A 26,395-nucleotide genomic window follows, 5' to 3' on the forward strand; every position below is an offset into this window, starting at 1 on the left:
TATTACCTCAAGTGTGCCGGTAGGTTCGACAGGTCTGGTTGTATCTCGGGAATGTCCGGCTTGGGTACGGTGACTTCTCTGTATCCCCCCTCCTCGGTTCGCGTATACCACGATATCTCCTCCCACGGTCGCCCAGGACGTTCGTCTTCCGGGTCTCCCCAAGCGGCTGCCCCATCGTAATTGCGCACTGCGTAGGCTACTTCGCTCATCTCCCATGCTGTGCCGTGGCCTTGGCCGGGGTAGTTGTCCTCGTGCAGGGTGTTGAACGGAGCTCCATTTCGTGCCGCGTTCTGGAAAGCGTCTACAATATCCTCAGGTGAACTCCAGTTCCCGATCCTGCCACTGCTGTTGGGCATTCCGTCGAGTGTGATCGACAGAGTGGTACCGCGATCCCCGATGGCCCCCATCACGTTGGTCATCCAGACCGGCCCGCTTTCCTCGACTCCGGCATAGTCGTCCCCGTTATAGGTGTGGGCTCCCGGATCACCGTTGGCGCGGAGATGCTCGGCGAGGGAGTTCGAGGCCAAATCGGGCTTCTTGTTGATGCCCAGCACCACACTGTGCTTGTGCTCCCCGCCCCGATGTGGGCATTGCGCCAGCCCCAGCGGGTCGATCCACCGCGTCGGGTCGTCGACATAGGTGACCGCGTTCGGGGCCGGGGCCAGACCGAGCGGGTCGGGGGAGAGGTAGCGGCCCGACTCGGGGTCGTAATGGCGGTGGCGGTTGTAGTGGAGGCCCGATTCCGGGTCGAAGTACTGGCCGGGGAAGCGCAGGGGGGTGTACGCGCCGGCGTCGCGGTTCCACGACGTGGTTCCCCACAGGGCGGAACGGGTGCGCCACGCCACCTCGCCCTGTTCGTCGACCAGTTCGCGAGGCGTGCCGACGAGGTCGGTGATGATCGCGAAGAAGCGGCTGTCGACCTCCGCCTGGTCCACGAGCCGGCGTTCCACCTGGGTCACCGGCTTCACGCCGTCGTGGTCCCAGGTGAGGGCGACGGAACCCGGGGAGCCCGTGATGGACGTGGTCTGTTCGCAGAGGGTGTCGCCGTCCCAGGTGAACGCCACCTCCTCGACCACCGTCGCCCCGTCCTCGGCGAGGCGCTGCTTGGCCGAGCGCCGCCCCAGGGCGTCGTAGAGGTAGCGCCAGCGCGCACCGTCCGGCGTGGTGACCGAGACGAGGCGGTCCTCCGCGTCCCAGCTGTAGTGCCAGGTCTCGGGCTTGCGGGAGAGGCGGGTCTTCTGGCGCAGGATCACCCGGCCTTGGGCGTCGTGCTCGTACCGGACACGGCCCGCGCGGGTGATGCGCGTTCCGGCGTACTCGCGCGGCCCGGAGGCGTCGCCCGCACCGGGCCAGGATCCACTGGTCTGGTTCCCGGCCTCGTCGTACGCGTACCGCTCCGACCAGTTCTCCGCCGTGACGGCGGTGACCCGGCCGTCACGGGAGACCTCCAGCCGCTTGCGGCCTCCGGTCAGCTCCTCGGCCGAGGCGAGATGGCCGTCGGGGCGGTACGTGTACGTGCGGCGCTGGAGGACCCGGTCACCGGTCGTCCTGACGAGCTGGTCGATCAGGCGCCCCGCGGGGTCGTACGCGAGGTCGACGGTCAGCGCGTCACCGATCCGGCGGCCGGTCTCGCGACCCGTCTCGTCGAAGTGGAAGCCCAGCCGGTGGCCGGAGGCGGTCAGCTCGGCGGTGCGACCGGCCGGGAAGGACCAGGTGCTGACGGCACCGGACGGGGTGACGCGACGGATGCGCCGCCCGGTCTCGTCGTAGGTGTTGATCAGTTCGCGGCCGCCGCACACCTCCCGGAGGACCCTGCCCGAGCTGTCGCGGACGAAGGAGAGGTCAGTGTCCGGCCCCGTCGCCGAGGCGAGGTGGCCGTGGACGTCGTAGGTGAAGCGGGTGACGCTCCCGTCGGCGTCCTTGGCGGTGATGCGGCCCGCGAGGTCGCGTTCGTAGCGGACGGTCTGGCCGAGTCCGTTCGTACGGGAGAGGAGTTGGCCGCAGGCGTCGTGCGAGTAGCGGAGGGTGCGGCCGTCGTAGTCGGTCTCCGCGCTGGTGCGGCCTGCCGCGTCATAGGTGTAGTCCCAGGTCAGATCCTGGGGGTTGGTGACCCGGGTGAGGCGCAGCTCGGTGTCATGGGTGAACTCCTGGCGCGCGCCGCCTGGTGTGGTGCGGGCGGCGACAAGATCGAAGTGGGTGTACTCGAAGCGGGTCTCACCGCCCGTCGCGTCGGTGTGCACGAGGCAGTTGCCCTCGCCGTCGTACGTCCACGACTGGTGCGAGCCGTCGGGGTCCGTCCGGCGGGCGAGCTTGCCCTCGACCGTCCACTCCAGCTCGGTGGTGCGGCCTTGCGGGTCGGTGATGCGCACCGGGCGTCCGAACGCGTTCCGGACGTAGCGGGTGACCGTACCGAGTGGCCCGCGCACCGCCAGCGGCAGACCGGCCGCGTCGCAGCGCAGCCGGTCCAGCGCGCCCAGGGAGTCGTCGACTCCGATGAGCTGGCCTTGCGGGCCGTGGCTGAGGAGGGTCGTCGTACCGTCCGGCCGGGTGAACAGCGTCGGATTGCCCCGGTCGTCGTACTCCTGCCGCGAAGTCCCGCCGTCGGCCCCGGTGACGGCGGCGAGCTGATTCAGCTCGTTGTACTCGACCCGGGCGACGGTGCCGTCGGGGTGCCCAACCCGGACCGGGTTTCCACGATCGTCATAGGTGTACGTGGTGGTACGCCCGAGGGGGTCGGTCCGGGACAGCGGCCGGTCGTACCGGTCGAAGGTGCGGTGGGTGACGCCGCCCAGCGCATCGATCTCCGCGACGGCCTGGAGCCGGTCGTTGAACTGGTGGACCTTGGTCGCGCCGAGGGAGTCCGTGTACCGGGTGACGCGGTCGCCCGTCTCCGGATGGACGTCGTACGCGAACGTGGACGACAGATAGCCGTCCGGGCCGACCGTGCGGACCACGCGGCCCGCATCGTCGTACACATAGCGGAACGTGGAGTCGTTACGGTCGGTCCATGAGGTGATCCGGTCGTCGGGGTCGTACGTGAAACGCAGCGGCAGACCGGACGAGTTGATGACGGCGTCGAGGTTGCCGCGAGGGTCGTAGTCGTAGCGCATGACGGTGACGGGACCGTCCGGCGTACGCAGGGACAGCTCCCGTACGCGGGAGTCCTCGACGGCCAGGGCGACCCGGTAGCCCCCGGAGTGGACGACGGCGGTCGGACTGCCGTCCCCGAGACGGGCGAAGTCGATCCGGTTGAGGTTGCGGTCCTCGATCTCCCGGAGCCAGTAGGCGGGGGATGCGTTGTACGGGCCGCCGCAGAAGGAACGCGTCAGCCCCGAACGGGGATCCGCGACGAGATAGGTGGTTTCGCTGTTGCCCTGGCCTCCGTGCCGGAGCGGCAGCCGGGGGCCCTCCACGGGGAGCACCCCGTCGTCGTCCTCGGGCAGGGGCAGCCGCGGATAGACGAGGAGCGAACCGTCCTCCCGGGACCACACCGCGCCCCCGCCGACCGGGTCCAGCTCGATCCGCTCGTCCAGCGTGGAAGCCCAACTACGTCCGAACCACTGGCCGTAGCGGTAGCCGGAGAGATGGGTCCGGCGTAGGACCAGGGGAAGGACTCCGGGCAGGGCCAGATCGGTCTGCGGGAGGGCCATCTCGCCGGTGGCGACGTCCACCGGGTCGTTCTCGCAGGTCTTCTTCTCCAGCGAGATGGCGTTACGGCGCGGCTCGTCCTTGGCGTTCTTCAGCGCGTCGGCCTTGGTGCGGGTGGAGTTCCGGGGTGCATCGGGGCGCGAACGGTCTCTCTCGTCGCCCTTCTGCACCTTGACGCCCTTGGACATCATCTCCTTGATGTCCAGTTCGATCTTCTTCTGGTTGTCGGAGATCTCCTTTACTGCCTTCGGTAGTGCCTTGCCGACGTGGTCGCCCATGGCCTTGTTGGCCTTGCCGAGCGCCTTCATGGCCTTGTCGATCACGGGGTCCAGGGCGCCGGCGATGTCGTCCTTGCCGCGGGTGCGTCCGTGGGAGGTCCTGGCCTTGGAGAGCTTGCCCGCGGTCCTGCCGTGCACGTTCACGCTGACCAGGTTCAGCTGGGTGCCGGCGCGCGTGTGCTCCGCGTGCTCGATGTGGACGCCCTTGCCAGGGGCGGGGCCGGGACCGGAGCCGCCGGCCGAAGCGAGCTGGAGGGAGTCCTTGGCCCCCGCCACCCCTTCCCTGAAGCCTTCCTTGCCCGTCTGGCCGACCTGGTTCATGTCGACGCCGTCCTGGAGGCCGAGAGCGTTGGCACCGACCTGTACGGCGAGGTCCGCGGCCATGTTCTCCAGCGCGGCGACGGCCGGCTCGGTCAGGGCGGAGACGATGTAACCGACGACCTCCTCCATGCACTCCTTGATGATCCGGCGGATGGCCTGCTGGGCGACCGCGATGGCCGCCCCGCCGATGAGCATGGAGAGCCCGCCGGTTACCGGTATCAGCGCCATGGAGATGCCGGCCTTGCCGGCCAGCACGCCCAGGTGGACAAGTGCCGCGTACTTCATGGCCTCGATCGCCGTGGCCGCGTTGTCCAGCGCGCCGGCGATCGTGCGAGCACCGCCGGCCAGGTCCTTCACGTGCTTCTTCTGGACCTTGCCCCAGTGGCCCTTGAGAGCGTCGAGAGCTTCGCCGCTTCCGGAGGAGAGCAAACGTTGCACGTGCTGGTTGGCAAGGTGACCGTCGTCCTCGACGTCGTCGGCGAACTCCCGCAGAGCGTCCGCCATGTCGCGGTACGCGTCTTCGTCGACGTTCGGCCAGTTGATCCCGATGAGGTCAAGCATGGTGTCGGCCCAATCGGGCACGGTTACAGCCACAGTGCGAAGTCCCCCCGTGCAAAGCTGCGTTCACTGAACGCACGTGCGAACAGGATCTCATTTCCGGGGCCGTGTTACCAAGATCGTTTAAATTGGGCGTGCGTGGGCGGGTAGACGGCGGCGAGCTGAAACTGTTGACGTCTGGCGCCCGGTTTCTCGCGGCGGGGCGCGGCGGCGAGGCGACGGACGGGAGGCCCGTACCCTGAGGGGGCGTCCCGGCGGAGGTCGGGTGTCGGAGGGGCGCGGCCGCTGGTTGGCCGGTCCGTACTGAGGGCGTGCCACCTGGTCCGGATCTGGTGCGCGACGCCTGAAGTGGTCCAGACAACAAACAAGGCCCGGGTCAATGACCTGGGCCTCAGTCGTGGAGCGGGTGACGAGAATCGAACTCGCGCTCTGAGCCTGGGAATCAACCAGCACTCGGACAGTGATCAGGCCGCTGACCAGGCGAAATAGCTCCATCGTTGCCGGTTCACGTTTGCGCGCAAGACTTGTGATGACCGCTGTTTACCCCTATGAATGGCACGTTGTGGCACGACGCCCCCAGAAGCAGACCTTCGAGGCCAGCCTGTCGTCTGGTGGGCTGCCATGGCTAGTGCCTCTTGGTGTGCTTCGCTCGCGCAACGGATGTATGCAGGGTGATAGGGGTGCGGACGTCGCACCCTCGGATCTTTCGGCGGGGGAAGGCTGGTCTGTCAGTGGCGGGGTCTACGCTTCCGGCATGCCGTTTTAGACAACAACTATCCCGGTCCTCATCGCTTCCCCCGGGGATACGAAGGCGGAGCGCGCCGTGGTTGAGGATGCGATCCTGAGCTGGAACAGCGATCACACCTTGCGCTCCAAGGTTCACCTACTGCCGCTCCGCTGGGAACTGGACGCTACTCCGATGCTGGGTCGTGGTACGGCCCAGGAGATGATCAACGACCAGTTCGCGGACAGCGCCGACATCGTCATCGGCCTCTTCTACTCCCGGCTTGGCCAGCCCACGGCGAGTGCGGCCTCGGGTACCGCCGAGGAGATCGAGAGGGCGATGGAGCGCGGCGCTGTCGTAGGGGTCTATTGCTCTTCTGCACAGCTCCCCAACGACGTGGATGTTGAGCAGCTGCGCGCACTGCGTGACTTCCGCGTAGCACTGCAAAGCCGGGGACTGCTTGGCGACTATGCCTCGCCGGATGACCTCAAGGCCAAGATCCGCTCCTTCCTTGAGCGCGCTGTGTCCCGGCTGATCACAGATGGCCCATCCCACCGGGTGCCTGGAGCCTCCGGTCCTCTCGCGATCCTGCGAAGTGAATACGTGAGCGAGCCCGAGACATACGTGGACAGCCGTGGTCGGGTGAAGACACGGCAGCGGCGACAGAGGCTGCGTGTCAGCAACATTGGCGCCGGCCCGGCGGAACAGCTGAGAGTCGAAGTCGAGCCTCTCGGTGAGGGCGAATCGCCCGTCGTCGATGAGGACATGACGACGGAACGACTACTTGATCACAGTCACTTCGACATTCCTGTGGCGCTGACTTTCGGTACTAGCCCGCAGGCCCGCGTGACGATGACCTGGGACGAGGGCGGGCAGGAGTTCTCGGAGTCACAGGTCATTCGTTGGATGTGACTTCGCGCTTCCGACGTCGCTCCACTAGATGCGCGGCTGGCGCCGGGTGCCGGTGGATGCTGTGGTGCACCTCCAAAGAGCGCGGGTTAATTCGCCTACGTGAGTCCAGCGACGAACGCACCGGTGCGCTCCAGAGCCTCCGTCAGGCGGTCCGGCGACACGGTGTAGGAGATCCGGACGTGGTCGGGCGCGGCGAAGTCGGAGCCCGGGACGACGGCGACGTTGGCCTGAGCGAGGAGGAGCTCGGCGAAGTCCGCGGCCGAGGAGATGGTGCGGTCGCCTGAGCGGAGGCCATGGGTGCCGGAGACGTCGGCGAAGACGAAGAAGGCGCCGCGCGCGTCTGCGTCCACGTGTACGCCAGGGACGACGGCGAGGGCATTGAGTGTGGCCTGGCGGCGTTCGTCCAGGGCCGATCGGCGTTTGGAGAGTTCTGCGGTCAGGTCGGCCGTAAGAAGTTCCTGCAGGAGGTGTTCCCACGCGATCCCGGTGTGCAAGACGAACAGGATGCCCTGGAACACCAGCCGGTCAGGATGCCGCTTCCGACCAGGATGACGAGCCCGACGCTCCAGCCTCGGCAGGAGCGGCTCGATCACCGCCCAGAGGCGAGCCGGGAGGCTGTCTGACCAGGTTGTGTGCGGTCCTGCCCTTGGGCGGAGGTCCTTCTTCCCCCGGAAGGTACTTGCCAGATGGGTGCTCGAACAGCTGAGGCGATCTCGCCCGACCTGCTGGTCTCGGCCTCTGAGACCGAGCGACCGGAGCAGATCGAGCACACCGTCGTTGAAGGGGGTCGTACGCGAACACCACGGTGATCCGCGGATCGTCGTGCACGATCTCGGGCACCACATCCAGCACGCGCACCAGCGAGTCACCGTTCTCGCGGCGACCACCACCCTCCTGGCGCGACGGTGCCCAGATGCGCGGTAGCTCGCCAGGCTGAGCGAGGAACTCAGGATGCAGCGGGCCAGTGCTCAGGCCGGCGCTGCGATACCTGGACTGCTCTAGCCGAGGGCTGGGAGATGGGGGGCGACAGATTCGAGGCGCACCCGTCGCTGACCGGCAGTGTTGGCGAGTTCATCCAATGCGGCAACGGGGTGCACATAGTGCGATCGCCGCTCCAAGGCCGACTGGACCGCCGTGCTCCGCCGCCAACTGCACCGGCGTGACCATGACCGCTTGGGTCGCGGAGGAGAAGCCGGAAAGGTTGCTCGTGGCTGGCTGGCTCCCTGCGCCGACTCCCGGCGCCAGCCGCCGTGTCGCCCGGACCCCTGTCGGCGACACGCCATAAGGGCGACAATATTTGCATTAGACGAGCCATGATGGAAGCGGAGTTCTGTGACTCGGCCGGGAGTGTTTCGTAATCTTCAAGCCACTCGGCAATGAAATCCAACGGCCGAGATTGATCCAGGTTTGGACGTCGCTAATGGCTGCTACCAGGGTAATCCTTTGATCCACTTGTGTTGGAGTGTGGCGAATCATGGCTGAATGGTGATGTGTGCCTTCGACTGTTATCGGTCAAGAACTTTGTTTCGATTGTTTGCCGCGATTTCACCCCGCACTCTGATCTCTCGAATTCGGCGACGAAGCGGGTGGGGGTGTGGGCATGACGGAAGCGTTCAATGTCCTCGAGGTGGCGACCAGCGGCGCAGGGGTGCTGGCGGCCGAGATGGCCAGGTCGAGCTGGCATGGTGTGCGCGACGCATTGGTGGCGTTCTTCCGGCGAGGCAACGAGGGGACGGCCGCGGACGAGCTCCGCGTGCTGGATCTCCACCAGGTGCGACTGTTGGAGACGCCGGAGGCGGAGCGCGAGCGGGTGCTCGAGGAGATCTGCCGGGAGCTGTTCATTCAGTTGAAGGGCTTCCTTGAGAAATACCCCGAGACGGCCGTCGACCTCATGGCGCTTGTGCGTGAGCGGCAGCGGGCCCACGGCGAGGGCAGCTCGGAGCCGCGAATGGTCGCCCAGAACAACACGAACAGCCAGGTCATCATGACCGGAAATTCGATCTTCGGTGGCAGCTTCACGTACCGGGCGGAGGAGTCCAAGTGACGGATGCCTTCGACGACGGGATCCCGGACTGGGTGCGCCCCCAGCGCCCCGGGCACCAGCCAGCGGACACGTCCCAGCTGGCCGAGCCCGCAGGCTCATCAGAGGAGGACGCCGTCCGTCCGAACGGTGCCGACGTGTCCGGGCAGACGTCCACGGCCGATGAGAAGGACGCAGATCCGGTGGCGTCAGAGGGCGACGTGCAGGCATCGCCGCCTGGGCTGAACGTGTCCGGCAACCACAACGCGTTCGTTGTGGCCGCCCTCGGCTCGGTGTTCCTGTCTACGGGCAAGCAGCCGCTGACCGTCATCGACCTATCCGAGTTCGAGCTGAGGGCGGCCAGCCAGGGGTGGGTGTCCAAGGACGCGGACGACCTGCCGGTAACCGCTGCCGACGAGGCCGCCAAAATCCTCTCCGTACCAGGCAGCGCGCTGGCGGTGATCTCCGGCCTTCCGGAGTACGGCAAGCGAACTGCCGGTATCCGGGCCCTGTGGCGGACGGCGCGCTCGCGGCTGGCCAGGGACGGCTCGATGGGGCTGAAGGAGATCGAGCCCGACTGGGAGGACCCCGCGGAGCCGGACTGCTCCGTACTGCCCGACGTGGCCAATACCGGCTACCTGCTGGACGTCGAAAATGAGATGGCCGGCTGGGTGAACCCGGACCGGGTGGCCGGCGCACTGGCCGTCCATGCGGAGAAGCTGGCGAAGATCGGATCATGCCTGGTCGTGATCGCCGACGAACGGGTTTGGCCGCAGGGAGCCGCGCATACCGCGGCCCTTGTCCGCGTGAAGAACAGGCCGTCGGCCCAGTTGGTGGCCCGTACCCACTTGGAGTACGTGTACGACCTGCCCGGCCGGGCAGACCTCGTTACAGCCGATCGCACTGACCCCGAGGCGGGCACGGCCGCCCGGTTGCTGACCGCTGAGTCCACACCGGCAGATGGGGCCCGGCTGGCTGCCCTTCTGGCAGCCGCGGACGGCTCTCCGGAGAGCATCGAGACGGCGGTCAGCAGGTTCCAGGAATGGTCCGCTGACGTCAGCGCGGTGTTCACGGCCACGACGCAGATGCCCGAGGACCGGGCGTTGCTCATTGCCGCGGTTTTCCTCAGTGGCGAAGATGCCCTCGCGATCCAGGAGGGCGCCCGGGCGCTGCTGGGAGACCAGGGGCATGACAGCGTGCGCGAGATCCTCACCGGACCGGACCTCAGCGACAGGCTTACATCGGTCAAGGCGAAGGTGTCGGGACGGCAGGCGTCCTTCGACCACCGGCCTGGGTACACCAGGGCGGTGCTCCTGCACCTGTGGCACCAGCGTCCGGACATCCACACCCCTCTGCTGCGGTGGCTGGACCGGCTGGTGGCGGACCGTGCCAGCACGAAGCGCCTGGAGAAGATCAGCGATCTTCTGGTCGAGCTGGCCATCGCCGAGAACGACATCCGCGTGGTGGAGACCATCAAGAACTGGATCGGCGTCAGCAGCGACGAAGGGCACCTGCGACTGATCGCCAGTGTCCTGAGCCGAACGGCGCAGGCCGACCGTTTGGGCCCGGCCGTCCGTGCGAAGCTCCTCGACTGGGCGCAGGACGGGCGGGAATCCGTGGCCCGTGTGGTGGCCATGGTCTGTCAGAGCGACTTTGCCCATCATTACCCCCGGCAGGCACTGGTACGCATCCAGCACATCCTGGGGAGGGCGGAGCGGGACAATGCCGTCACGGAGGCCGAGGCGGCGCTGCGCGCCATGGCGTCCACTGAGAGGCACCTGCCGACCGTCTGGCGGATGGTCAACTCCCGGGCTGTCAAACGAGGCAGCACCGCTGGGAGTCGGGCGTTTCTGGCCATCCTCGATCCACAGACCGACCCGTACGCCCTGCAGGTCACGCTTGCCTCGGCGGCGACTGATCCGGTCGTCGCGGACGCCCTTGTCACCGGGTGGAGCACCGCGCTGGAGAACCGGGCTGTCGATCCGGAGTGCCGGACGCTGATTGACCGGTGGGCCCATGCGCGGGCGGACGGCGTGGTGCCTCGTGAGCAGGTCACCGAGATCCTCGGCCGGGTCATCTCCCGGTACCTGACGGCCGCGCCGGTCTCCGCACTGCTGATCGGCGAGCCGGGAGTCGCCTACGACGCCGCGGTGATCGAGTTGCGGGCCGACCTGAGGCAGATTTCACAGGCCGGTCCGTGGCCGGCAGCCGACGGCAGCAGGGAGCCGTAGGACGTGGGCTGGAGAAAGCAGACTGCGCCCGACCCGCGAGAGGAAGTCCAGGCTCTCGTACAGCGCTTCGAGGCCCGGCTGGACAGCGCGCACGAGGGGATCGCCTTCCACGTGGTCTTCCATGCGCGGATCCGGAGCGCGGCCGTGCCCCTGGCGGATGTGGACGGGGCGGCTCGCGCTGTCCGCATCGCCTTGCGGCACGAGGCGGCGGATTACCTTCGGCATCAGTCCGCGACCGACCTCCACTCCGTACAGGATCTGCTGGCGCGAGAGATGGCGCGCAGCCGCACGCTGGTCGCTCCTGAGATCCGGTACGACGCGCACGTGGACGTGATGCTGCTGCCGGGGGACCAGGTCGCTGTGGAGGCGCTGTTGGCCGCCCAGCGCGGGCAGTCGATGGCCACCGCTATCCGGCGGCAGGAACTCGAAGATCTCGCCGAGGAGTTCTCCGACCCCGCCGGGGTCATGGCTCGATGGGTCACGAACGACGCAGCCGACTGGGCCAAGCGCTCGGGCGAGGCTAAGACTCTTGCCGAGCTGTTCGCCGCCTACCGGCCACCAGGGCGCCACGGCGTCGAATACGCCCTGGTAGAAGCGATTCGGGAGTTCTTGGCCTCCTTCCCGGAGCCGGCGCAGAAACAGATGGTCTACGGGCTCCTGAGCGCCGGAATGCAGCGGGCCGAGCGGCCCGTGCACGCGGCACGGGTCGAGGAGATAGCCGAGGCCGCCAAATGGGCACAGGCGCCAGGCGGAGGCGCCTGATGAACACGAGAATCCTCCGCGGCACTTCAGAGGTCCGGCGGTGAAGGCAACCAGCGCGTTCTGGCGCTGGGCGCTTTCACCGCGGACCAGCTTCCTCGCCTGGAGGCTCTCCAGGGCCAGCCACGACACCATCTCCTTCGACGTCGCCTGGAGGGAGATCCGAATCCGCCAGCACCCGGAGGAGGTTTCATACCGGGAGGCCGGGCACCTCCCCCCACCACCGCGGCACACGGATGCCTGATAGAAGCACGGGCCTCTCCGAGGAAAGGATCCGCCGGTGGCTCGCCGAACAGTGAACCTCTGGCGGCGTACGGGTGCCGTCCATACAGGTCATAGTGCTCCTATGGCACGTGAATGGGACGCCGCCTCAAAGTGGTCTAGGCAGCAAGGAAGGCCCTGGTCTGTGACCAGGGCCTTCGTCATGGAGCGGGTGACGAGAATCGAACTCGCGCTCTGAGCTTGGGAAGCTCATGTTCTACCATTAAACTACACCCGCGAAGCATGCCGATCACCGGCTCTGCATCGTTCCACACTGTACCCCATGCCAGGCCCCCGGCGGATGCGCCGTGGGGCCTTCGTGTCGTGTGCCCGGGGAGGGGGGATGTGTGTACGGGGGTGTGATGGGCGGGAGTTGGGGGCGTAGCGTGGGTGGTCGGAGTGCCGCGTGGAGTGGCGTCCTGTTCATCCCCTAATGTGGCGGTCTCGTCCAGATGCCGGTTGGGGAAGGGACTTGATGGAGTCGATGGAGCGCACCGTCGTCCGCTGTGCCGAAGGGCACGTTTTCACTACCTCGTCGTTTCCGATGCAGCAGCTCGGGGCCGACAGGATCGGGCCGGGGCGGTTGATCCGGTGTCCCCGGTGCGCCCGGTTGCGGCAGGCCGTTCCCGTGGCGTTCGAGAAGCGGTAGGTGGGAGCGGTAACGGCAGCGGTCGTCGTGGCTGAGCGGTCGCCGGCGGTAGTGGAGTCGTAGCCGAGCAGTAGTCGCGGAGACGTGGAGCGAGGGCGCGCGGGTGGTCCGGTTGGGGCGGGCTCGCGCGTTCTGCGTATCCTCGGGGCGTGCTTCTCTCAGACAAGGACATCCGGGCCGAGATCGACGCCGGGCGAGTCCGTATCGATCCGTACGACCCTTCGATGGTGCAACCGTCGAGCATCGACGTGCGGCTGGACCGCTTCTTCCGGGTGTTCGAGAACCACCGGTACCCGCACATCGACCCCGCCGTGGAGCAGCCCGATCTGACGCGGACCGTCGAGCCCGAGGGGGACGAGGCCTTCATCCTCCACCCCGGCGAGTTCGTGCTGGCGTCCACGTACGAGGTCATCTCGCTCCCCGACGATCTGGCCTCGCGGCTGGAGGGGAAGAGCTCCCTCGGCCGGCTCGGTCTGGTGACGCACTCGACGGCCGGGTTCATCGACCCCGGGTTCTCCGGGCACGTGACCCTGGAGCTGTCGAACCTCGCCACGCTGCCGATAAAGCTGTGGCCGGGGATGAAGATCGGGCAGCTGTGTCTGTTCCGGTTGAGCTCGTCCGCCGAGTTTCCCTACGGGTCCGAGCGGTACGGGTCGCGTTACCAGGGGCAGCGGGGGCCGACGGCCTCGCGGTCCTTCCAGAACTTCCATCGGACCCAGGTGTGATCGACCATGGCTGCTGACGTGCGGGAAAACCTTACCTACGAGGGCTTCGGGCGTGCTGTGCGCGAGCTCGCCCAGGCCGTTGCCGACGATGGCTATGAGCCGGATGTGGTGCTGAGCATCGCTCGCGGTGGCGTGTTCGTCGCCGGCGGGCTCGCCTACGCTCTCGACTGCAAGAACATCCACCTGGTGAATGTGGAGTTCTACACCGGGGTCGGTACCACCCTGGAAATGCCCGTCATGCTGGCGCCCGTCCCCAACGCGATCGACTTCTCCGACAAGAAGGTCCTGATCGCCGATGACGTCGCCGACACCGGCAAGACGCTCAAGCTCGTCCATGACTTCTGCGTCGACCATGTCGCCGAGGTGCGCAGCGCGGTCATCTACGAGAAGTCCCACTCCCTCGTGAAGTGCGAGTACGTGTGGAAGAAGACCGACCAGTGGATCAACTTCCCCTGGTCCGTCGAGAAGCCCGTCGTTCGGCGGGACGGGCAGGTTCTCGACGCGTAGGGCCTACGGAGACCCATGGGGAAGGCCCCGGAGCGCGGAAGCGTTCCGGGGCCTTCTCGCGTGTCACTCGCTCAGATCGTGCCCAGCTTGATGATCGACAGCAGCGCGATCAGCTGGATCGCCGACGCCCCCAGCGCCTTCGGCCACGGCAGGTCGTGCGACTTGCTCACCATCGACGTGAAAAGCGCGCCCGCCGCCAGCCAGGTCAGCCAGCCCACGATCTGGACCAGGGAGTTCTCGCCGCCCAGGAAGAGGGCGAAGAGCAGGCGCGGGGCGTCCGTCATCGACATGATCAGCATCGACAGGCCCACCGTCGGCTGCCACGAGCCCGTGCCGCCGAGCTGGCGGGCCAGGGTGTGGGTCACCGCGCCGAGGACCAGGCCGCCGATGACGAAGCCGACGCCGGTGAACAGGACGTACGGGATGGCCGTCGAGATCGTCGCGTTGATCGCCTCTTCGCGCGCCTGGTCGAAGCCGAAGAGCGCGAGCAGACCGTAGAGGAACGTGACGACCAGCGCCGGGCCCCAGACCGGGTAGTCCCGCATCTGCCAGAACGTCGGCCCCGGGCGCATCACGATGCCGCTCAGCAGCTCCTTCCAGCGCAGCCGCGGGCCCGCCGGCTGGGCGGGGGCGGAACCGGCGCGGTAGGTGTTGCCGTCGCCGTACGGGTCCTCGTCGACGCGGAACGCCTGCGTGTGGCCCGGGTTGTTCGCGTACGGGTCGTGGGGTGCGGGGGCGGTGTACGGGTCGCCGAAGTACTCCGGTTCGCCGTGGCCCCCGTGGCCCCCGTGGCCCCCGTGGCCGCCACCTCCGTGACCGTGATGGCCGCCGTGGCCGCCCTGGGCCTGGTAGCCGCCTCCGTTGTACGGGGCGGCCTGCGGCGGGCCGTACTGCGGTGGCGCCGCGCCGTTGCCCGGGCCTCCTGCCGTCGGCCACGGCTGAGCACCGTACGGCGGCTGTGGTGCCTGCCCTCCGTACGGCTGCTGCCGCTGCTGCTGCGGTTGTTGCGGGGTGCGGTTGTCCCGGCCGCGTCCGATCCTGAATCCAGCCACCCGTCGAACGTACCTGGTCCCCGGGGGCGGGGTGCGGGGGCCGGGGTAACCGGGGGGCCTTTGCGGCCGAGCTGTGACATCCCCTAGGGGCCGCACCCCGGGCCCCCCGGAGGGGGAGTTCAGGGGAGGAACAGCGCCGTGGAGAAGGTGACGAGGGGCTCGTCCGTGGTACCCGCCGGGTAGAGCGCGATCAGGTCCTGCCGCTCGCCCCGGTACGTCCGCACCACCGTGTCCGGCTTCTTGTCGCCGTCGTAGTCGCCGTGGTTCAGGAGGGCGGTGCGGGTGGTGCCCGTCGTCTTCAGCGGTGCGGTGGGGACGTCCTCCGCCGCGAACGCGTACGCGCCGCCCGGGCGCGCCGGGCCCTTCGCCGAGCCGAGGAGCAGGGTGCCCTTGCCCGCCCGGCCGGGGGCGTGCGGGCGGGCGGCGGCGACGAGGTCGTCGTAACCGTCCCCGTCGGTGTCGGTCCGGGGCTCGGGGGCGTAGAGGTACGGGCCGCCGTCGGGCAGCAGTTCCGCGCTGCGCGGGGCTCCGGCGCGGGTGAAGGGGCCGTGCAGGAAGGTGACCTGGCCGGCGCTGGCGGTGACCGCGAGGTCGGCCCTGCCGTCGCCGTCGAAGTCGCCGCAGACCGGCTGCTCGGGCCACTCGTTCCCGAACCGGGCCTGCTGCGGGATGCGCAGGGTGACCGCCTTGCCCGTCAGGCCCTGCGGGGAGCCGAAGAGGATCTGGAGCGGTACGGGCGGGGCGCCGATGCCGTTGTACGGCGGGTCGGTCGAGACGATCAGGTCGGTGAAGCCGTCCCGGTCCAGGTCACAGGCGGCCTCGGAGTCGAACGCGGCGGGCAGGGTGTCGCCGGACTTCGCCGCGTTCGCGCGGGCGCTCAGGAGGTGGCGGGTGGCCGGGTTCAGGGGGCGGTCGCGGTCGGCGGTGCCGTAGACGATGCCGATGCCCGCGTCGTCGCCGTGGCTGTCCTCGGGGGCCTTCACCAGGTCGTCGATGACCAGGTCACGGTGGCCGTCGCCGTTGAAGTCGTACGGGACACGGCTGCCGGTGCCGCGGGGGACGGGGGCGCTCGCCGTCTCCGCCTGGGTCCGCGCCTGTGCCGGGGGCGGGGTGTCGCCGTTCTTGCCGTCGGACGCGGCGGACGGGCCCGAGCAGGCCGTGAGCGCCAGCAGCAGGGCCGTACAGCCCACGGCGAGGGCGGCGCTCACCCTGCTGGTGACCGCCGCCTGCGGGTGCTCGGTGCTGGTGCGGGTGCGTGGACGCACGGGGGCCTCGTTGTTCGTCGTTCGTGAGCCGGTGTTCCCGTCGGCCGCCGGGCCTGGGATGTGTACCGGGAGTTCTGGCGGGCTTCTCCGGGGAGACATGATGCTCCAGTTACGTCGTCGCGTACATGTCCGAGTTCACAGTTCCTCTGCGGCGGTCGTCACGTCGCCCCCCCGGCCACCGCGGCCCGCGGCCCCGGACACGAAGAAGCGGCCGGTCCTGCCCCCGAGGCAGGTCCGGCCGCTTCTTCGCGCTGATGCCGATGCGTTACGTCACTTTGCCGGTTCCGGCTCCGGTGCGTCCACCTGCTCCGACTCTCCGGTCGGGTCGACGGGCGTCTTCACGGACTCCAGGAGGAGCTGCGAGACGTCCACGACCTGGATGGACTCCTTCGCCTGGCCGTCGTTCTTCTTGCCGTTGACCGAGTCGGTCAGCATGACGAGGCAGAACGGGCAGGCGGTGGAGACGATGTCCGGGTTGAGGGCGAGGGCTTCGTCGACGCGCTCGGTGTTGATGCGCTTGCCGATCCGCTCCTCCATCCACATCCGGGCGCCGCCGGCGCCGCAGCAGAAGCCGCGTTCCTTGTGGCGGTGCATCTCCTCGTTCCGCAGGCCCGGGACCTTCGCGATGATCTCGCGCGGCGGGGTGTAGATCTTGTTGTGCCGGCCCAGGTAGCACGGGTCGTGGTACGTGATCAGGCCCTCGACGGGGGTCACCGGGATCAGCTTGCCCTCGTCGATGAGGTGCTGGAGCAGTTGGGTGTGGTGGATGACCTCGTACTCGCCGCCGAGCTGCGGGTACTCGTTCGCGATCGTGTTGAAGCAGTGCGGGCAGGTCGCGACGATCTTCTTCGACGACTTGGGCTTCTTCGTCTCCGGGTCGTCGTCGTCCTCGCCGTACGCCATGTTCAGCATGGCCACGTTCTCCTGGCCGAGCTGCTGGAACAGCGGCTCGTTGCCCAGACGGCGGGCGGAGTCACCGGTGCACTTCTCGTCGCCGCCCATGATCGCGAACTTGACGCCCGCCATGTGCAGCAGCTCCGCGAAGGCCTTGGTGGTCTTCTTGGCCCGGTCCTCCAGGGCGCCGGCGCAGCCGACCCAGTACAGGTAGTCGACCTCGGTGAGGTCCTCGACGTCCTTGCCGACGATCGGGACCTCGAAGTCGACCTCCTTGGTCCACTCGACGCGGGCCTTCTTGGCGAGGCCCCAGGGGTTGCCCTTCTTCTCCAGGTTCTTGAGCATCGTGCCCGCCTCGGACGGGAACGCGGACTCGATCATCACCTGGTAGCGGCGCATGTCGACGATGTGGTCGATGTGCTCGATGTCGACCGGGCACTGCTCGACGCAGGCGCCGCAGGTGGTGCAGGACCACAGGACGTCCGGGTCGATGACGCCGTTCTCCTCGGCGGTGCCGATCAGCGGGCGCTCGGCCTCGGCCAGCGCCGAGGCGGGGACGTCCTTGAGCTGCTCCTCGGTGGCCCTCTCCTCGCCCTCCATGGTCTTGCCGCCGCCCGCGAGGAGGTACGGCGCCTTGGCGTGCGCGTGGTCGCGCAGCGACATGATCAGGAGCTTCGGGGAGAGGGGCTTGCCGGTGTTCCAGGCGGGGCACTGCGACTGGCAGCGGCCGCACTCGGTGCAGGTGGAGAAGTCGAGGATGCCCTTCCAGGAGAACTGCTCGACCTGGGAGACACCGAAGACCGCGTCCTCGGCCGGGTCCTCCCAGTCGATCTCCTTGCCGGCCGTCGTCATCGGCTGGAGCGCGCCGAGCGCGACCTCGCCGTCGGCGTTCCGCTTGAACCAGATGTTCGGGAAGCCGAGGAAGCGGTGCCAGGCGACACCCATGTTGGTGTTGAGCGAGACCGTGATCATCCAGATCAGCGAGGTGCCGATCTTGATCATCGCGGTGAAGTAGATGAGCGTCTGGAGCGTGCTGAGGCTCAGCCCCTTGAAGGCGAGCACCAGCGGGTACGACACGAAGTACGCGGCGTCGTAGCTCTCGACGTGGTGGATCGCGCCCTCGAGGCCGCGCAGCACCAGGATCGCGAGGCCGATCGTGAGGATGATGTACTCGACGAAGTACGCCTGCCAGGCCTTCGAGCCGGCGAAGCGCGACTTGCGGCCGGCCCGGGAGGGCAGGTTCAGCAGCCGGATCACCATCAGCGCCACGATGCCCACGACCGTCATCAGGCCGATGAACTCGATGTACATCTCGAACGGCAGGAAGCCGCCGATGACCGGCAGCACCCAGTCGGCCTGGAAGAGCTGGCCGTACGCCTGGAGCAGTGTGGGCGGCAGTGTCAGGAAGCCGACCGCGACGAACCAGTGGGCGAAGCCGACGATGCCCCAACGGTTCATCCGGGTGTGGCCCAGGAACTCCTTGACCAGCGTGATCGTGCGGGCCTTGGGGTCGTCGGTGCGGCTGCCTGCTGGTACCGGCTGGCCCAGACGGACGAAGCGGTAGATCTGCGCGACGGCTCGGCAGATGAGCGCAACGCCGACGACCGTCAGCACCAGCGACACGATGATCGCGGCGAGTTGCATGAGTGGGGCTCCTCGGGCCTGCGAGAGCGGGATCCAGTTGGTTGCGTGATACTGCCCGCAACTACTAAGCAGTAACTTAATTAGTCTGTGCTGACACTATCCGCTTGGTCCACCCTCCTGCAGGCGGGCGGGCGGTGATCTGCGTCGCTCAGGTGTGCCTTGGTTCGGCGGGCCTTCCCGAGCCGGTCCCGCAGGGGGGTGCGGGCGGCTTCGGCGAGAATCGCCAGGTCGAGCACCACTCCATGGTGCTCTGCGTAGTGCTGGTCCAGCAGGGCGGGGTCGTCCCACGGCATGCCCGAGCGGGCGCGCACCTGTGCCAGGCCCGTCAGTCCCGGCCGCAGTTCCTGCCGCCACCGCCGGGCGCCGGGCCCGGTCGCCCGGGGGTCGCCGGGGGGCAGCGGGGCGGGGCCGACCAGGGCGAGATCGCCGCGTACGACGTGCGGCAGCCGCGAGAACAGATCCAGGCGGAGCCTCCGGGTGCGCAGGGTGCGCAGCTCGAAGACCCGGCCGCCCAGGCCCGTCCGGGGTCGGCGGTCCCAGGCGCCGCCCGGAGTGCGCCGCGCGGTCAGGACGAGCGCGGCCACGGCGACGGCCGGGCAGCTCAGGGCGAGCAGCGCGGTGCCGAGTGCCACGTCCAGCGCGCGTTCGGCCGTCGTGCGGGCGAGGGCGCGGTCCGTGAGTTGCCGCGCCCGGTCGGCGGCGCCCGCCAGGCGTGCGGCGGGGCGGGAGGGGAAGTGGCCCCGCGCGGTGCCGGACACGGTGGCGTACGCGGGTGGGGTCCGGTGCTCGTACGCGGGTGGGGGCGGCTGCGCCGGACTTCCCGGCCGCCGGTCCTCCCGTCTCTTCTGCTGCCGTACGTGCCGCTTCCTCGCGTTCTGCATCGCGCCCGCCCGGGGTTCGAGGTTCGATGGGACACCATGGGTGACGATCCACGTTGAAACCTGCCGGTCGAGGACGGTTGCGGCCGTCTCGCGGCACTTTGTGACAGAACGATCCCATGGTGGGACGGTGGGTCGGGTGGTGTGCGAGGGGTGTGGCGTGCGCCGGTGCGGTGGTGTGGCGGGCGGATCGGCGCAGATAAGTTCCGCGTAAGCTCTGCGTAGCACTTAAGTTGAGCGTGGCCGACTCAGGTCTGTTGACTCGGGGGCGGGCGTCATGCATTCTTGAGTCAGATCCGCTCAAGTAATCCGTTGGAGGAATTGAAATGGCACGTGCGGTCGGCATCGACCTGGGCACGACTAACTCCGTCGTCAGCGTTCTCGAAGGCGGCGAGCCCACCGTCATCACCAACGCCGAAGGCGCCAGGACCACGCCGTCCGTCGTCGCCTTCGCCAAGAACGGCGAGGTGCTCGTCGGCGAGGTCGCCAAGCGCCAGGCGGTCACCAACGTCGACAGGACCATCCGCTCCGTCAAGCGCCACATGGGCACGGACTGGAAGATCGACCTCGACGGCAAGAGCTTCAACCCGCAGCAGATGAGCGCCTTCATCCTGCAGAAGCTGAAGCGCGACGCCGAGTCCTACCTGGGCGAGAAGGTCACCGACGCGGTCATCACCGTCCCGGCGTACTTCAACGACTCCGAGCGTCAGGCGACGAAGGAGGCCGGCGAGATCGCGGGCCTGAACGTCCTGCGCATCGTCAACGAGCCGACCGCCGCCGCCCTGGCGTACGGCCTCGACAAGGACGACCAGACGATCCTCGTCTTCGACCTCGGTGGCGGCACCTTCGACGTGTCCCTCCTGGAGATCGGCGACGGCGTCGTCGAGGTGAAGGCCACCAACGGTGACAACCACCTCGGTGGTGACGACTGGGACCAGCGCGTCGTCGACTACCTGGTGAAGCAGTTCGCCAACGGGCACGGCGTGGACCTGTCCAAGGACAAGATGGCTCTCCAGCGTCTCCGCGAGGCCGCGGAGAAGGCGAAGATCGAGCTCTCGTCCTCGACCGAGACCACGATCAACCTGCCCTACATCACGGCGTCCGCCGAGGGCCCGCTGCACCTGGACGAGAAGCTGACGCGCTCGCAGTTCCAGCAGCTGACCGCGGACCTCCTGGACCGCTGCAAGACCCCGTTCCACAACGTCATCAAGGACGCCGGCATCCAGCTCTCCGAGATCGACCACGTCGTTCTCGTCGGTGGCTCCACCCGTATGCCCGCCGTCGCCGAGCTCGTCAAGGAGCTGACCGGCGGCCAGGAGGCCAACAAGGGTGTGAACCCGGACGAGGTCGTCGCCATCGGCGCCTCGCTCCAGGCCGGTGTCCTCAAGGGTGAGGTCAAGGACGTCCTGCTCCTCGACGTCACCCCGCTGTCCCTCGGCATCGAGACCAAGGGAGGGATCATGACCAAGCTCATCGAGCGCAACACCACGATCCCGACCAAGCGCTCCGAGATCTTCACGACGGCCGAGGACAACCAGCCGTCCGTGCAGATCCAGGTCTACCAGGGCGAGCGCGAGATCGCGGCGTACAACAAGAAGCTCGGGATGTTCGAGCTGACCGGTCTGCCGCCGGCCCCGCGCGGTGTCCCGCAGATCGAGGTCGCCTTCGACATCGACGCCAACGGCATCATGCACGTCGCCGCCAAGGACCTCGGCACCGGCAAGGAGCAGAAGATGACCGTCACCGGCGGCTCCTCGCTGCCGAAGGACGAGGTCAACCGGATGCGCGAAGAGGCCGAGAAGTACGCGGAGGAGGACCACGCCCGCCGCGAGGCCGCCGAGTCGCGCAACCAGGGCGAGCAGCTCGTCTACCAGACGGAGAAGTTCCTCAAGGACAACGAGGACAAGGTCCCCGGTGACGTGAAGACGGAGGTGGAGACCGCGGTCGAGGAGCTGAAGGAGAAGCTCAAGGGCGAGGACACCGCCGAGATCCGTACGGCCACCGAGAAGGTCGCCGCCGTCTCGCAGAAGCTGGGCCAGGCGATGTACGCCAACGCCCAGGCCGAGGGCGCGGCCCCGGGCGCCGAGGCCCCGGGCGACGGCCAGGCCAAGGCCGATGACGATGTCGTCGACGCCGAGATCGTGGACGACGAGAAGGACACCAAGGGCGGTGCGGCGTGACCGAGGAGACTCCGGGCTTCGAGGAGAAGCCCGACGTCCCCTCCGGCGCCACCCCTGATGACGCCGAGCCGAAGGCTGCCGACTCCTCCGAGGAGGAGGCGGCGGCCCCGGCCGGGGACACCGATGCGACCGTCGGTCTGACGGCGCAGCTGGACCAGGTCCGTACGGCGCTGAACGAGCGCACGGCAGACCTCCAGCGGCTCCAGGCCGAGTACCAGAACTACCGCCGCCGCGTCGAGCGGGACCGGGTCACGGTCAAGGAGATCGCCGTGGCGAACCTCCTGTCCGAGCTCCTGCCCGTGCTCGACGACGTCGGCCGCGCGCGGGAACACGGCGAGCTGGTCGGCGGCTTCAAGTCGGTGGCCGAATCGATGGAGACCGTCGTCGCGAAGCTGGGCCTCCAGCAGTTCGGCAAGGAGGGCGAGCCCTTCGACCCGACGATCCACGAGGCCCTGATGCACAGCTACGCGCCGGACGTCACCGAGACGACCTGCGTGGCGATCCTTCAGCCGGGGTATCGCATCGGCGAGCGCACCATCCGCCCCGCGCGGGTGGCCGTCGCCGAGCCGCAGCCGGGCGCCACGCCCGCCGCGGCGAAGGAAGAGAAGAAGGCAGACGACGAGGAGAGCGGTGGCACCGAGGAGGTCTGACGGCAACACGTCTGATCACCTCGGTGCACACCGACCGGCCCGGCGGCCGGCCCACGGGCCGGCCGCTCGGCCGATCGTCCGGAAGGAGGGACGTCGATGAGCACGAAGGACTTCGTCGAGAAGGACTACTACAAGGTCCTCGGCGTCCCCAAGGACGCCACCGACGCCGAGGTCAAGAAGGCGTACCGGAAGCTCGCCCGCGAGTTCCACCCGGACGCCAACAAGAACGACGCCAAGGCGGAGGAGCGCTTCAAGGAGATCTCCGAGGCGAACGACGTCCTCGGTGACCCCAAGAAGCGCAAGGAGTACGACGAGGCGCGCGCCCTCTTCGGCAACGGCGGCTTCCGGGCCGGCCCCGGCGGTGCGGGCGGCAACTTCAACTTCGACCTGGGCGACCTCTTCGGCGGGGGCGCCCCGGGCGGCGGACAGGGCGGCGCGGGCGGCGGCTTCGGCGGCGGGGGCGGTCTCGGCGACGTCTTCGGCGGGCTGTTCAACCGCGGCGGCACGGGCACCCGGGTCCAGCCCAAGCGCGGCCAGGACATCGAGTCCGAGGTGACGCTCAGCTTCACCGAGGCGGTCGACGGGGCCACGGTCCCGCTGCGGATGTCCAGCCAGGCACCCTGCAAGGCGTGTTCCGGCACCGGCGACAAGAACGGCACCCCCAGGGTCTGCCCGACCTGTGTCGGCACCGGGCAGGTCTCGCGCGGCAGCGGCGGCGGCTTCTCGCTCACCGACCCCTGTGTGGACTGCAAGGGCCGGGGCCTCATCGCCCAGGACCCCTGCGCCGTCTGCAAGGGCAGCGGCCGGGCGAAGTCGGCGCGCACCATGCAGGTGCGGATCCCGGCGGGCGTCTCCGACGGCCAGCGGATCCGGCTGCGGGGCAAGGGCGGTGCGGGCGAGCGCGGCGGTCCGGCCGGCGACCTGTATGTCGTTGTCCACGTCGACGCCCACCCGGTCTTCGGCCGCAAGGGCGACAACCTCACGGTCACCGTGCCCGTCACCTACCCCGAGGCGACGCTCGGCGGCGACATCAAGGTCCCCACGCTCGGCGGGCCCCCGGTCACACTGAAGCTGCCCGCCGGCACCCCCAACGGGCGTACGATGCGCGCCCGGGGCAAGGGCGCGGTGCGCAAGGACGGCACCCGCGGCGACCTGCTGGTCACCGTGGAGGTCGCGGTCCCCAGGGACCTGGGCCAGGAGGCCAGGGACGCCCTGGAGGCCTACCGGAAGGCGACCGCGGACGAGGACCCGCGGGCGGAACTGTTCCAGGCCGCGAAGGGAGCTTGAGATGGACGGCCGTCGACGCAATCCGTACCAGCTGACCGATGAGACCCCGGTGTACGTGATCTCGATCGCGGCCCAGCTCTCGGGGCTCCACCCGCAGACGCTGCGCCAGTACGACCGTCTCGGCCTGGTCTCCCCGGACCGTACGGCCGGGCGCGGCCGGCGCTACTCGGCCCGCGACATCGAGCTGCTGCGCACCGTGCAGCAGTTGTCGCAGGACGAGGGCATCAACCTCGCGGGCATCAAGCGGATCATCGAGCTGGAGAACCAGGTGGCCGCGCTCCAGCAGCGCGTCGCCGAGCTCTCGGCGGCGGTGGACGGCGCGGCGGTCGCCATGCAGCAGCGCGAGGCCCAGGTGCACGCCTCGTACCGCCGGGACCTGGTGCCGTACCAGGACGTGCAGCAGACGGGCGCGCTGGTGGTGTGGCGGCCGAAGCCGAAGCGGCCGACGGAGTAGGACCCGGTTGTGCCCGCGTGAAGGGGGCCGGAGAGCGGACGAACGCTCTCCGGCCCCCTTCACGCGTCGTGGGCGCGGGCCCTACGGCAGGAACTCGCTGACCGTCTCGATCGCCATCATCCACATGGGCTGTCCGCCGGTGCCGAAGGCGGCGGCCAGGGCGTAGCCGATCGCCGCGTCGGCCGGCTCGATGACGGCCCCGTCCCGCCACTCGGCGATCACCCGCCGGTCGCCGCCGACCGAGGAGAAGTCCCCGATGTGCTTGCCGTCGCGGGTCAGCCGGCTGCTCGGGATCGAGTCGGGCACGAGCCGGTAGGCGGTGCCCGCGCAGCGGACGTCGACCCGGTAGGAGCGGCGGCGGAGCTTCCCCTTCCCCGGCTTGATCGTGGCGTCCCGGCCGTCCACGGTGAGCGTGAGCAGGCGGGGGTCGCGGGTGCCGATGAGGATGTGGTCGTCGATCTCGGCCCCGGGGGCGCGGGTGAGGACGACGCGGGGTATCCCCTCGCCGCTCACGACGAGCGTTTCACGCTGCTCGCCGACGAGTTCGACGCGTATGTCCCCGTGGTGGTCGTCCTCGACGGTGGCGGGCAGGGGGGCGGGTGCGGGGGTGGTGTCGGTCATCCGGGCTTCGCGGTCCTTCGGTCGTGCGGGGGGTGTTCGTCAGGTCGGTCAGGGCTGACGTACGGAATTCTCGCAGGCGGCGGGGGAGTTCGGGAGTTCGGAGATGCCCGAGCGGACGATGAGGGCGCCGAGGTGGGTGCGGCTGGTGGCGCCGAGGGTCTGCATGAGTTTGGCGATGTGGGCGCGGCAGGTGCGGACGCTGATGCCCATCTTGCGGGCGACGACGTCGTCGACGTGGCCTTCGGTGAGGAGACGGGCGATGCTGAGCTGGACGGCGGTGACCGGGACGTCCGGTGCGGCCGTGTGATGGTTCTCGGCCAGCGGGACGGCTTGCGCCCACAGGACTTCGTAGACCTGGATGAGGTAGGCGACCAGGGCCGGATGCCCGATCCGCAGGGCGGTGTTGCGGTCGGCGGATGCTGGGATGTAGGCGACCGTCCGGTCGATGATGATCAGGCGCTCGACGGTGAGTTCGGTGGTGCGTACCTGAAGATGCTGCTCCGGTACCTGGGAGATGTAGCCGCGGACGGAGCGGCTGTACCGGGCCGGGTGCTGGTAGATGTGCCGGATTCGCGCACCACGCCTGATGGCGGTGTGGGCATTGGCCAGAGCGGTTTGCAGCGTCTCGGGAGGGCGGTCGCTGCCGGGCTGGGCCGTCAGGATCTCCTCGGTGGCCATAGTGGACGGTGCTGTCAGCCCAGGTGTGGGGGGATCGTGGAGGTGTCGGGGGAGCGGGGAACTTCCCCGGCTCACCCGGGCGTGGCCACGCTCGCCCCCGTCTGTGGTCACGCCCCGGTGCCGGGGGTTACCGAATGGTCGGGGTCTGATTCCAGGATTCCTGATCGCGCGATCAGATAGCCGAGTTGGGCCCGGCTGTTGCTTCCCAGCGCAACGCTCAGTTTGGCGATGTGCGAACGGCAGGTCCGTACGTTCATGCCGAGGCGGCGGGCGATCGCCTCGTCGACGTGGCCTTCGACGAGGAGCTTCGCGATGGAATGCCGTACTCCGGAAATCCCGTCCGACTTGGAGTCGTACGGAATCTGTTCCTGAAGGGGAACCGCGCGGTGCCAGAGTTGCTCGAAGACTTTGACCAGGTACTCCACGATGCCGGGGTGCCGCAGTTCCAGGGCCACGGTTCGATCGTCCGTGGCCGGGATGAAGGCGACGGTGTTGTCGAAGATCATGAGCCGCTCTATGAGCTCTTCGAGCGTTCGGATCTCGACCTTGCTCTCAGCCATCTGGGCGGCATAACTGAGAGTTCCGTGGCTGTGGCGAACGGTGTGCTGATACAGAGTGCGCATGCCGACGCCGCGTGCCGTGAGCATCTTGCCGCGCTCCATGGCGATGGTCAGCGCATTCTCGCTGCGCCCGCCGCCGGGTTGAATCGTCAGAACTTCCGAGCGGCACTCGGCCAGAGCGAGCTCGATCGACGCGTTGATGCGGCCGATGCCTTCGAGAACCGTGATGGCGTGCGTCGTTGGCGGCGCCTGCGCGCTGATGGCCATGAAGGGTTCGAATGCTTCGGTGAGCTCGACCGAGAGGCGCCTGCGCTCCTGGATCTCTCGCTCGATCGGGTGGAGTCGCTGCGTCAGCGCTGCTGAAGGTGGCACCGGTCGAAGCCAGGTGGCATCGTCGGGATCAGGGTGCAGCAGGGCGAACTCCAGCAGGCAGGGAGCTTCCTCTGTCTCGACACGAGCTATCTTGCCCACGCTCAGCGCACTGGCGTAGAGCCGCGCCCCCTCGTCGCACATGGCGCTTACCGCGTGGGGATGTGTCGCTTTAGTTCTTTCTGTGGTCAATTCTCCACCCCCCAGGAACATGAATCAGCAGGAACATGATGCATCGGTTCTGTGGCATTGACGTGCCTGGATGGGCCA

Annotated in this window: 18 protein-coding genes, 1 tRNA gene and 2 pseudogenes; 10 read left to right on the forward strand and 11 right to left on the reverse strand. The window is 68.5% G+C overall.

Features of this window, described 5'->3' with window-relative positions:
* Window positions 1-2: 2 nt before the first annotated feature.
* Entirely contained in the window at window positions 3-4,829 is a 4,827-nt protein-coding gene (locus tag IE140_RS12520; RefSeq protein WP_229826760.1) for an RHS repeat-associated core domain-containing protein, read from the reverse strand.
* A gap of 763 nt (window positions 4,830-5,592) precedes the next feature.
* On the opposite strand from IE140_RS12520, the gene IE140_RS12525 reads away from it, so the two are divergent.
* On the forward strand, window positions 5,593-6,441 hold the full coding sequence (locus tag IE140_RS12525; protein WP_494486794.1) for a DUF4062 domain-containing protein: 849 nt from the start codon (window positions 5,593-5,595) through the stop codon (window positions 6,439-6,441).
* 95 nt (window positions 6,442-6,536) lie between these two features.
* On the opposite strand, the gene IE140_RS12530 is transcribed toward IE140_RS12525, so the two are convergent.
* Both IE140_RS12530 and IE140_RS35935 read right to left on the reverse strand, forming a co-directional pair.
* Window positions 6,537-6,905 carry an aminotransferase class I/II-fold pyridoxal phosphate-dependent enzyme gene (locus IE140_RS12530; RefSeq protein ID WP_279344597.1) on the reverse strand — a complete coding sequence of 123 codons (369 nt, stop codon included), beginning with the start codon at window positions 6,903-6,905 and terminating at the stop codon, window positions 6,537-6,539.
* Window positions 6,894-7,043 (reverse strand): annotated as a pseudogene (locus tag IE140_RS35935) (transposase); the annotation flags it as partial. The pseudogene IE140_RS35935 and the gene IE140_RS12530, both read right to left, overlap by 12 nt.
* A gap of 998 nt (window positions 7,044-8,041) precedes the next feature.
* On the opposite strand from IE140_RS35935, the gene IE140_RS12535 reads away from it, so the two are divergent.
* The 3 genes from IE140_RS12535 to IE140_RS12545 are packed head-to-tail and all read left to right on the forward strand — an operon-like array spanning window position 8,042 to window position 11,454.
* Window positions 8,042-8,485 (forward strand): hypothetical protein, encoded by a 444-nt coding sequence (locus tag IE140_RS12535; protein ID WP_150196340.1) that lies wholly within the window; start codon window positions 8,042-8,044, stop codon window positions 8,483-8,485.
* A complete protein-coding gene (locus IE140_RS12540) occupies window positions 8,482-10,692 on the forward strand; it encodes a hypothetical protein (RefSeq protein WP_150196341.1) in 2,211 nt (736 codons plus the stop codon). Before IE140_RS12535 ends, IE140_RS12540 begins: the two co-directional genes overlap by 4 nt.
* Window positions 10,693-10,695: 3 nt before the next feature.
* A complete protein-coding gene (locus IE140_RS12545; protein WP_150196342.1) occupies window positions 10,696-11,454 on the forward strand; it encodes a hypothetical protein in 759 nt (252 codons plus the stop codon).
* A 422-nt stretch (window positions 11,455-11,876) separates the two neighbouring features.
* Here the strand turns inward: IE140_RS12545 and IE140_RS12550 are convergent.
* Window positions 11,877-11,950 (reverse strand) — tRNA-Gly (locus IE140_RS12550).
* Window positions 11,951-12,510: 560 nt separating this feature from the next.
* On the opposite strand from IE140_RS12550, the gene dcd reads away from it, so the two are divergent.
* Window positions 12,511-13,086, forward strand: coding sequence for a dCTP deaminase (gene dcd, locus IE140_RS12555; protein ID WP_032767073.1), 576 nt, complete (start codon window positions 12,511-12,513; stop codon window positions 13,084-13,086).
* Between the two features lie 6 nt (window positions 13,087-13,092).
* Complete coding sequence (locus IE140_RS12560) at window positions 13,093-13,593, forward strand: phosphoribosyltransferase (protein ID WP_006126277.1); 501 nt, start codon at window positions 13,093-13,095, stop codon at window positions 13,591-13,593.
* A gap of 71 nt (window positions 13,594-13,664) precedes the next feature.
* Here the strand turns inward: IE140_RS12560 and IE140_RS12565 are convergent, their stop codons facing one another.
* The 4 genes from IE140_RS12565 to IE140_RS12580 all read right to left on the reverse strand — a co-directional run bounded on the left by IE140_RS12565 (window position 13,665) and on the right by IE140_RS12580 (window position 19,206).
* The gene (locus IE140_RS12565) at window positions 13,665-14,645 is read right to left on the reverse strand and encodes a Yip1 family protein (protein WP_150198688.1); all 981 of its coding nucleotides are present in this window, start codon (window positions 14,643-14,645) and stop codon (window positions 13,665-13,667) included.
* 119 nt (window positions 14,646-14,764) lie between these two features.
* Window positions 14,765-15,910 carry an FG-GAP repeat domain-containing protein gene (locus tag IE140_RS12570; RefSeq protein ID WP_150198514.1) on the reverse strand — a complete coding sequence of 382 codons (1,146 nt, stop codon included), beginning with the start codon at window positions 15,908-15,910 and terminating at the stop codon, window positions 14,765-14,767.
* Between the two features lie 270 nt (window positions 15,911-16,180).
* Window positions 16,181-18,448: a (Fe-S)-binding protein gene (locus tag IE140_RS12575; RefSeq protein ID WP_150198516.1), complete on the reverse strand. Its 2,268-nt coding sequence runs from the start codon at window positions 18,446-18,448 to the stop codon at window positions 16,181-16,183.
* A gap of 80 nt (window positions 18,449-18,528) precedes the next feature.
* Window positions 18,529-19,206, reverse strand: coding sequence for a sugar transferase (locus tag IE140_RS12580; protein ID WP_189460395.1), 678 nt, complete (start codon window positions 19,204-19,206; stop codon window positions 18,529-18,531).
* A 446-nt stretch (window positions 19,207-19,652) separates the two neighbouring features.
* Between IE140_RS12580 and dnaK the strand changes: the two genes are divergently transcribed.
* From dnaK to IE140_RS12600, 4 genes are all read left to right on the forward strand, one after another.
* Window positions 19,653-21,506, forward strand: a complete 1,854-nt coding sequence (dnaK, locus tag IE140_RS12585) for a molecular chaperone DnaK (protein ID WP_030578774.1) — start codon at window positions 19,653-19,655, stop codon at window positions 21,504-21,506.
* The gene (gene grpE, locus IE140_RS12590; protein ID WP_032767068.1) at window positions 21,503-22,156 is read left to right on the forward strand and encodes a nucleotide exchange factor GrpE; all 654 of its coding nucleotides are present in this window, start codon (window positions 21,503-21,505) and stop codon (window positions 22,154-22,156) included. The genes dnaK and grpE overlap by 4 nt, the downstream gene beginning before the upstream one ends.
* Window positions 22,157-22,252: 96 nt before the next feature.
* A complete protein-coding gene (gene dnaJ / locus IE140_RS12595; RefSeq protein WP_150198294.1) occupies window positions 22,253-23,443 on the forward strand; it encodes a molecular chaperone DnaJ in 1,191 nt (396 codons plus the stop codon).
* A 1-nt stretch (window position 23,444) separates the two neighbouring features.
* Complete coding sequence (locus IE140_RS12600) at window positions 23,445-23,897, forward strand: heat shock protein transcriptional repressor HspR (RefSeq protein WP_032767066.1); 453 nt, start codon at window positions 23,445-23,447, stop codon at window positions 23,895-23,897.
* 81 nt (window positions 23,898-23,978) lie between these two features.
* Here IE140_RS12600 and IE140_RS12605 read toward each other — a convergent pair whose 3' ends face one another.
* The 3 genes and pseudogenes from IE140_RS12605 to IE140_RS12615 all read right to left on the reverse strand — a co-directional run bounded on the left by IE140_RS12605 (window position 23,979) and on the right by IE140_RS12615 (window position 26,338).
* Window positions 23,979-24,518 carry a hypothetical protein gene (locus tag IE140_RS12605; RefSeq protein WP_189460371.1) on the reverse strand — a complete coding sequence of 180 codons (540 nt, stop codon included), beginning with the start codon at window positions 24,516-24,518 and terminating at the stop codon, window positions 23,979-23,981.
* Between the two features lie 48 nt (window positions 24,519-24,566).
* Window positions 24,567-25,271, reverse strand: a pseudogene (locus IE140_RS12610) (helix-turn-helix transcriptional regulator); the annotation flags it as partial.
* 32 nt (window positions 25,272-25,303) lie between these two features.
* Window positions 25,304-26,338 carry a helix-turn-helix transcriptional regulator gene (locus IE140_RS12615; protein WP_189460373.1) on the reverse strand — a complete coding sequence of 345 codons (1,035 nt, stop codon included), beginning with the start codon at window positions 26,336-26,338 and terminating at the stop codon, window positions 25,304-25,306.
* Window positions 26,339-26,395: the final 57 nt, after the last annotated feature.

It is taken from the genome of Streptomyces parvus (assembly GCF_014648875.1).
Classification (GTDB): Bacteria; Actinomycetota; Actinomycetes; order Streptomycetales; family Streptomycetaceae; genus Streptomyces; species Streptomyces parvus.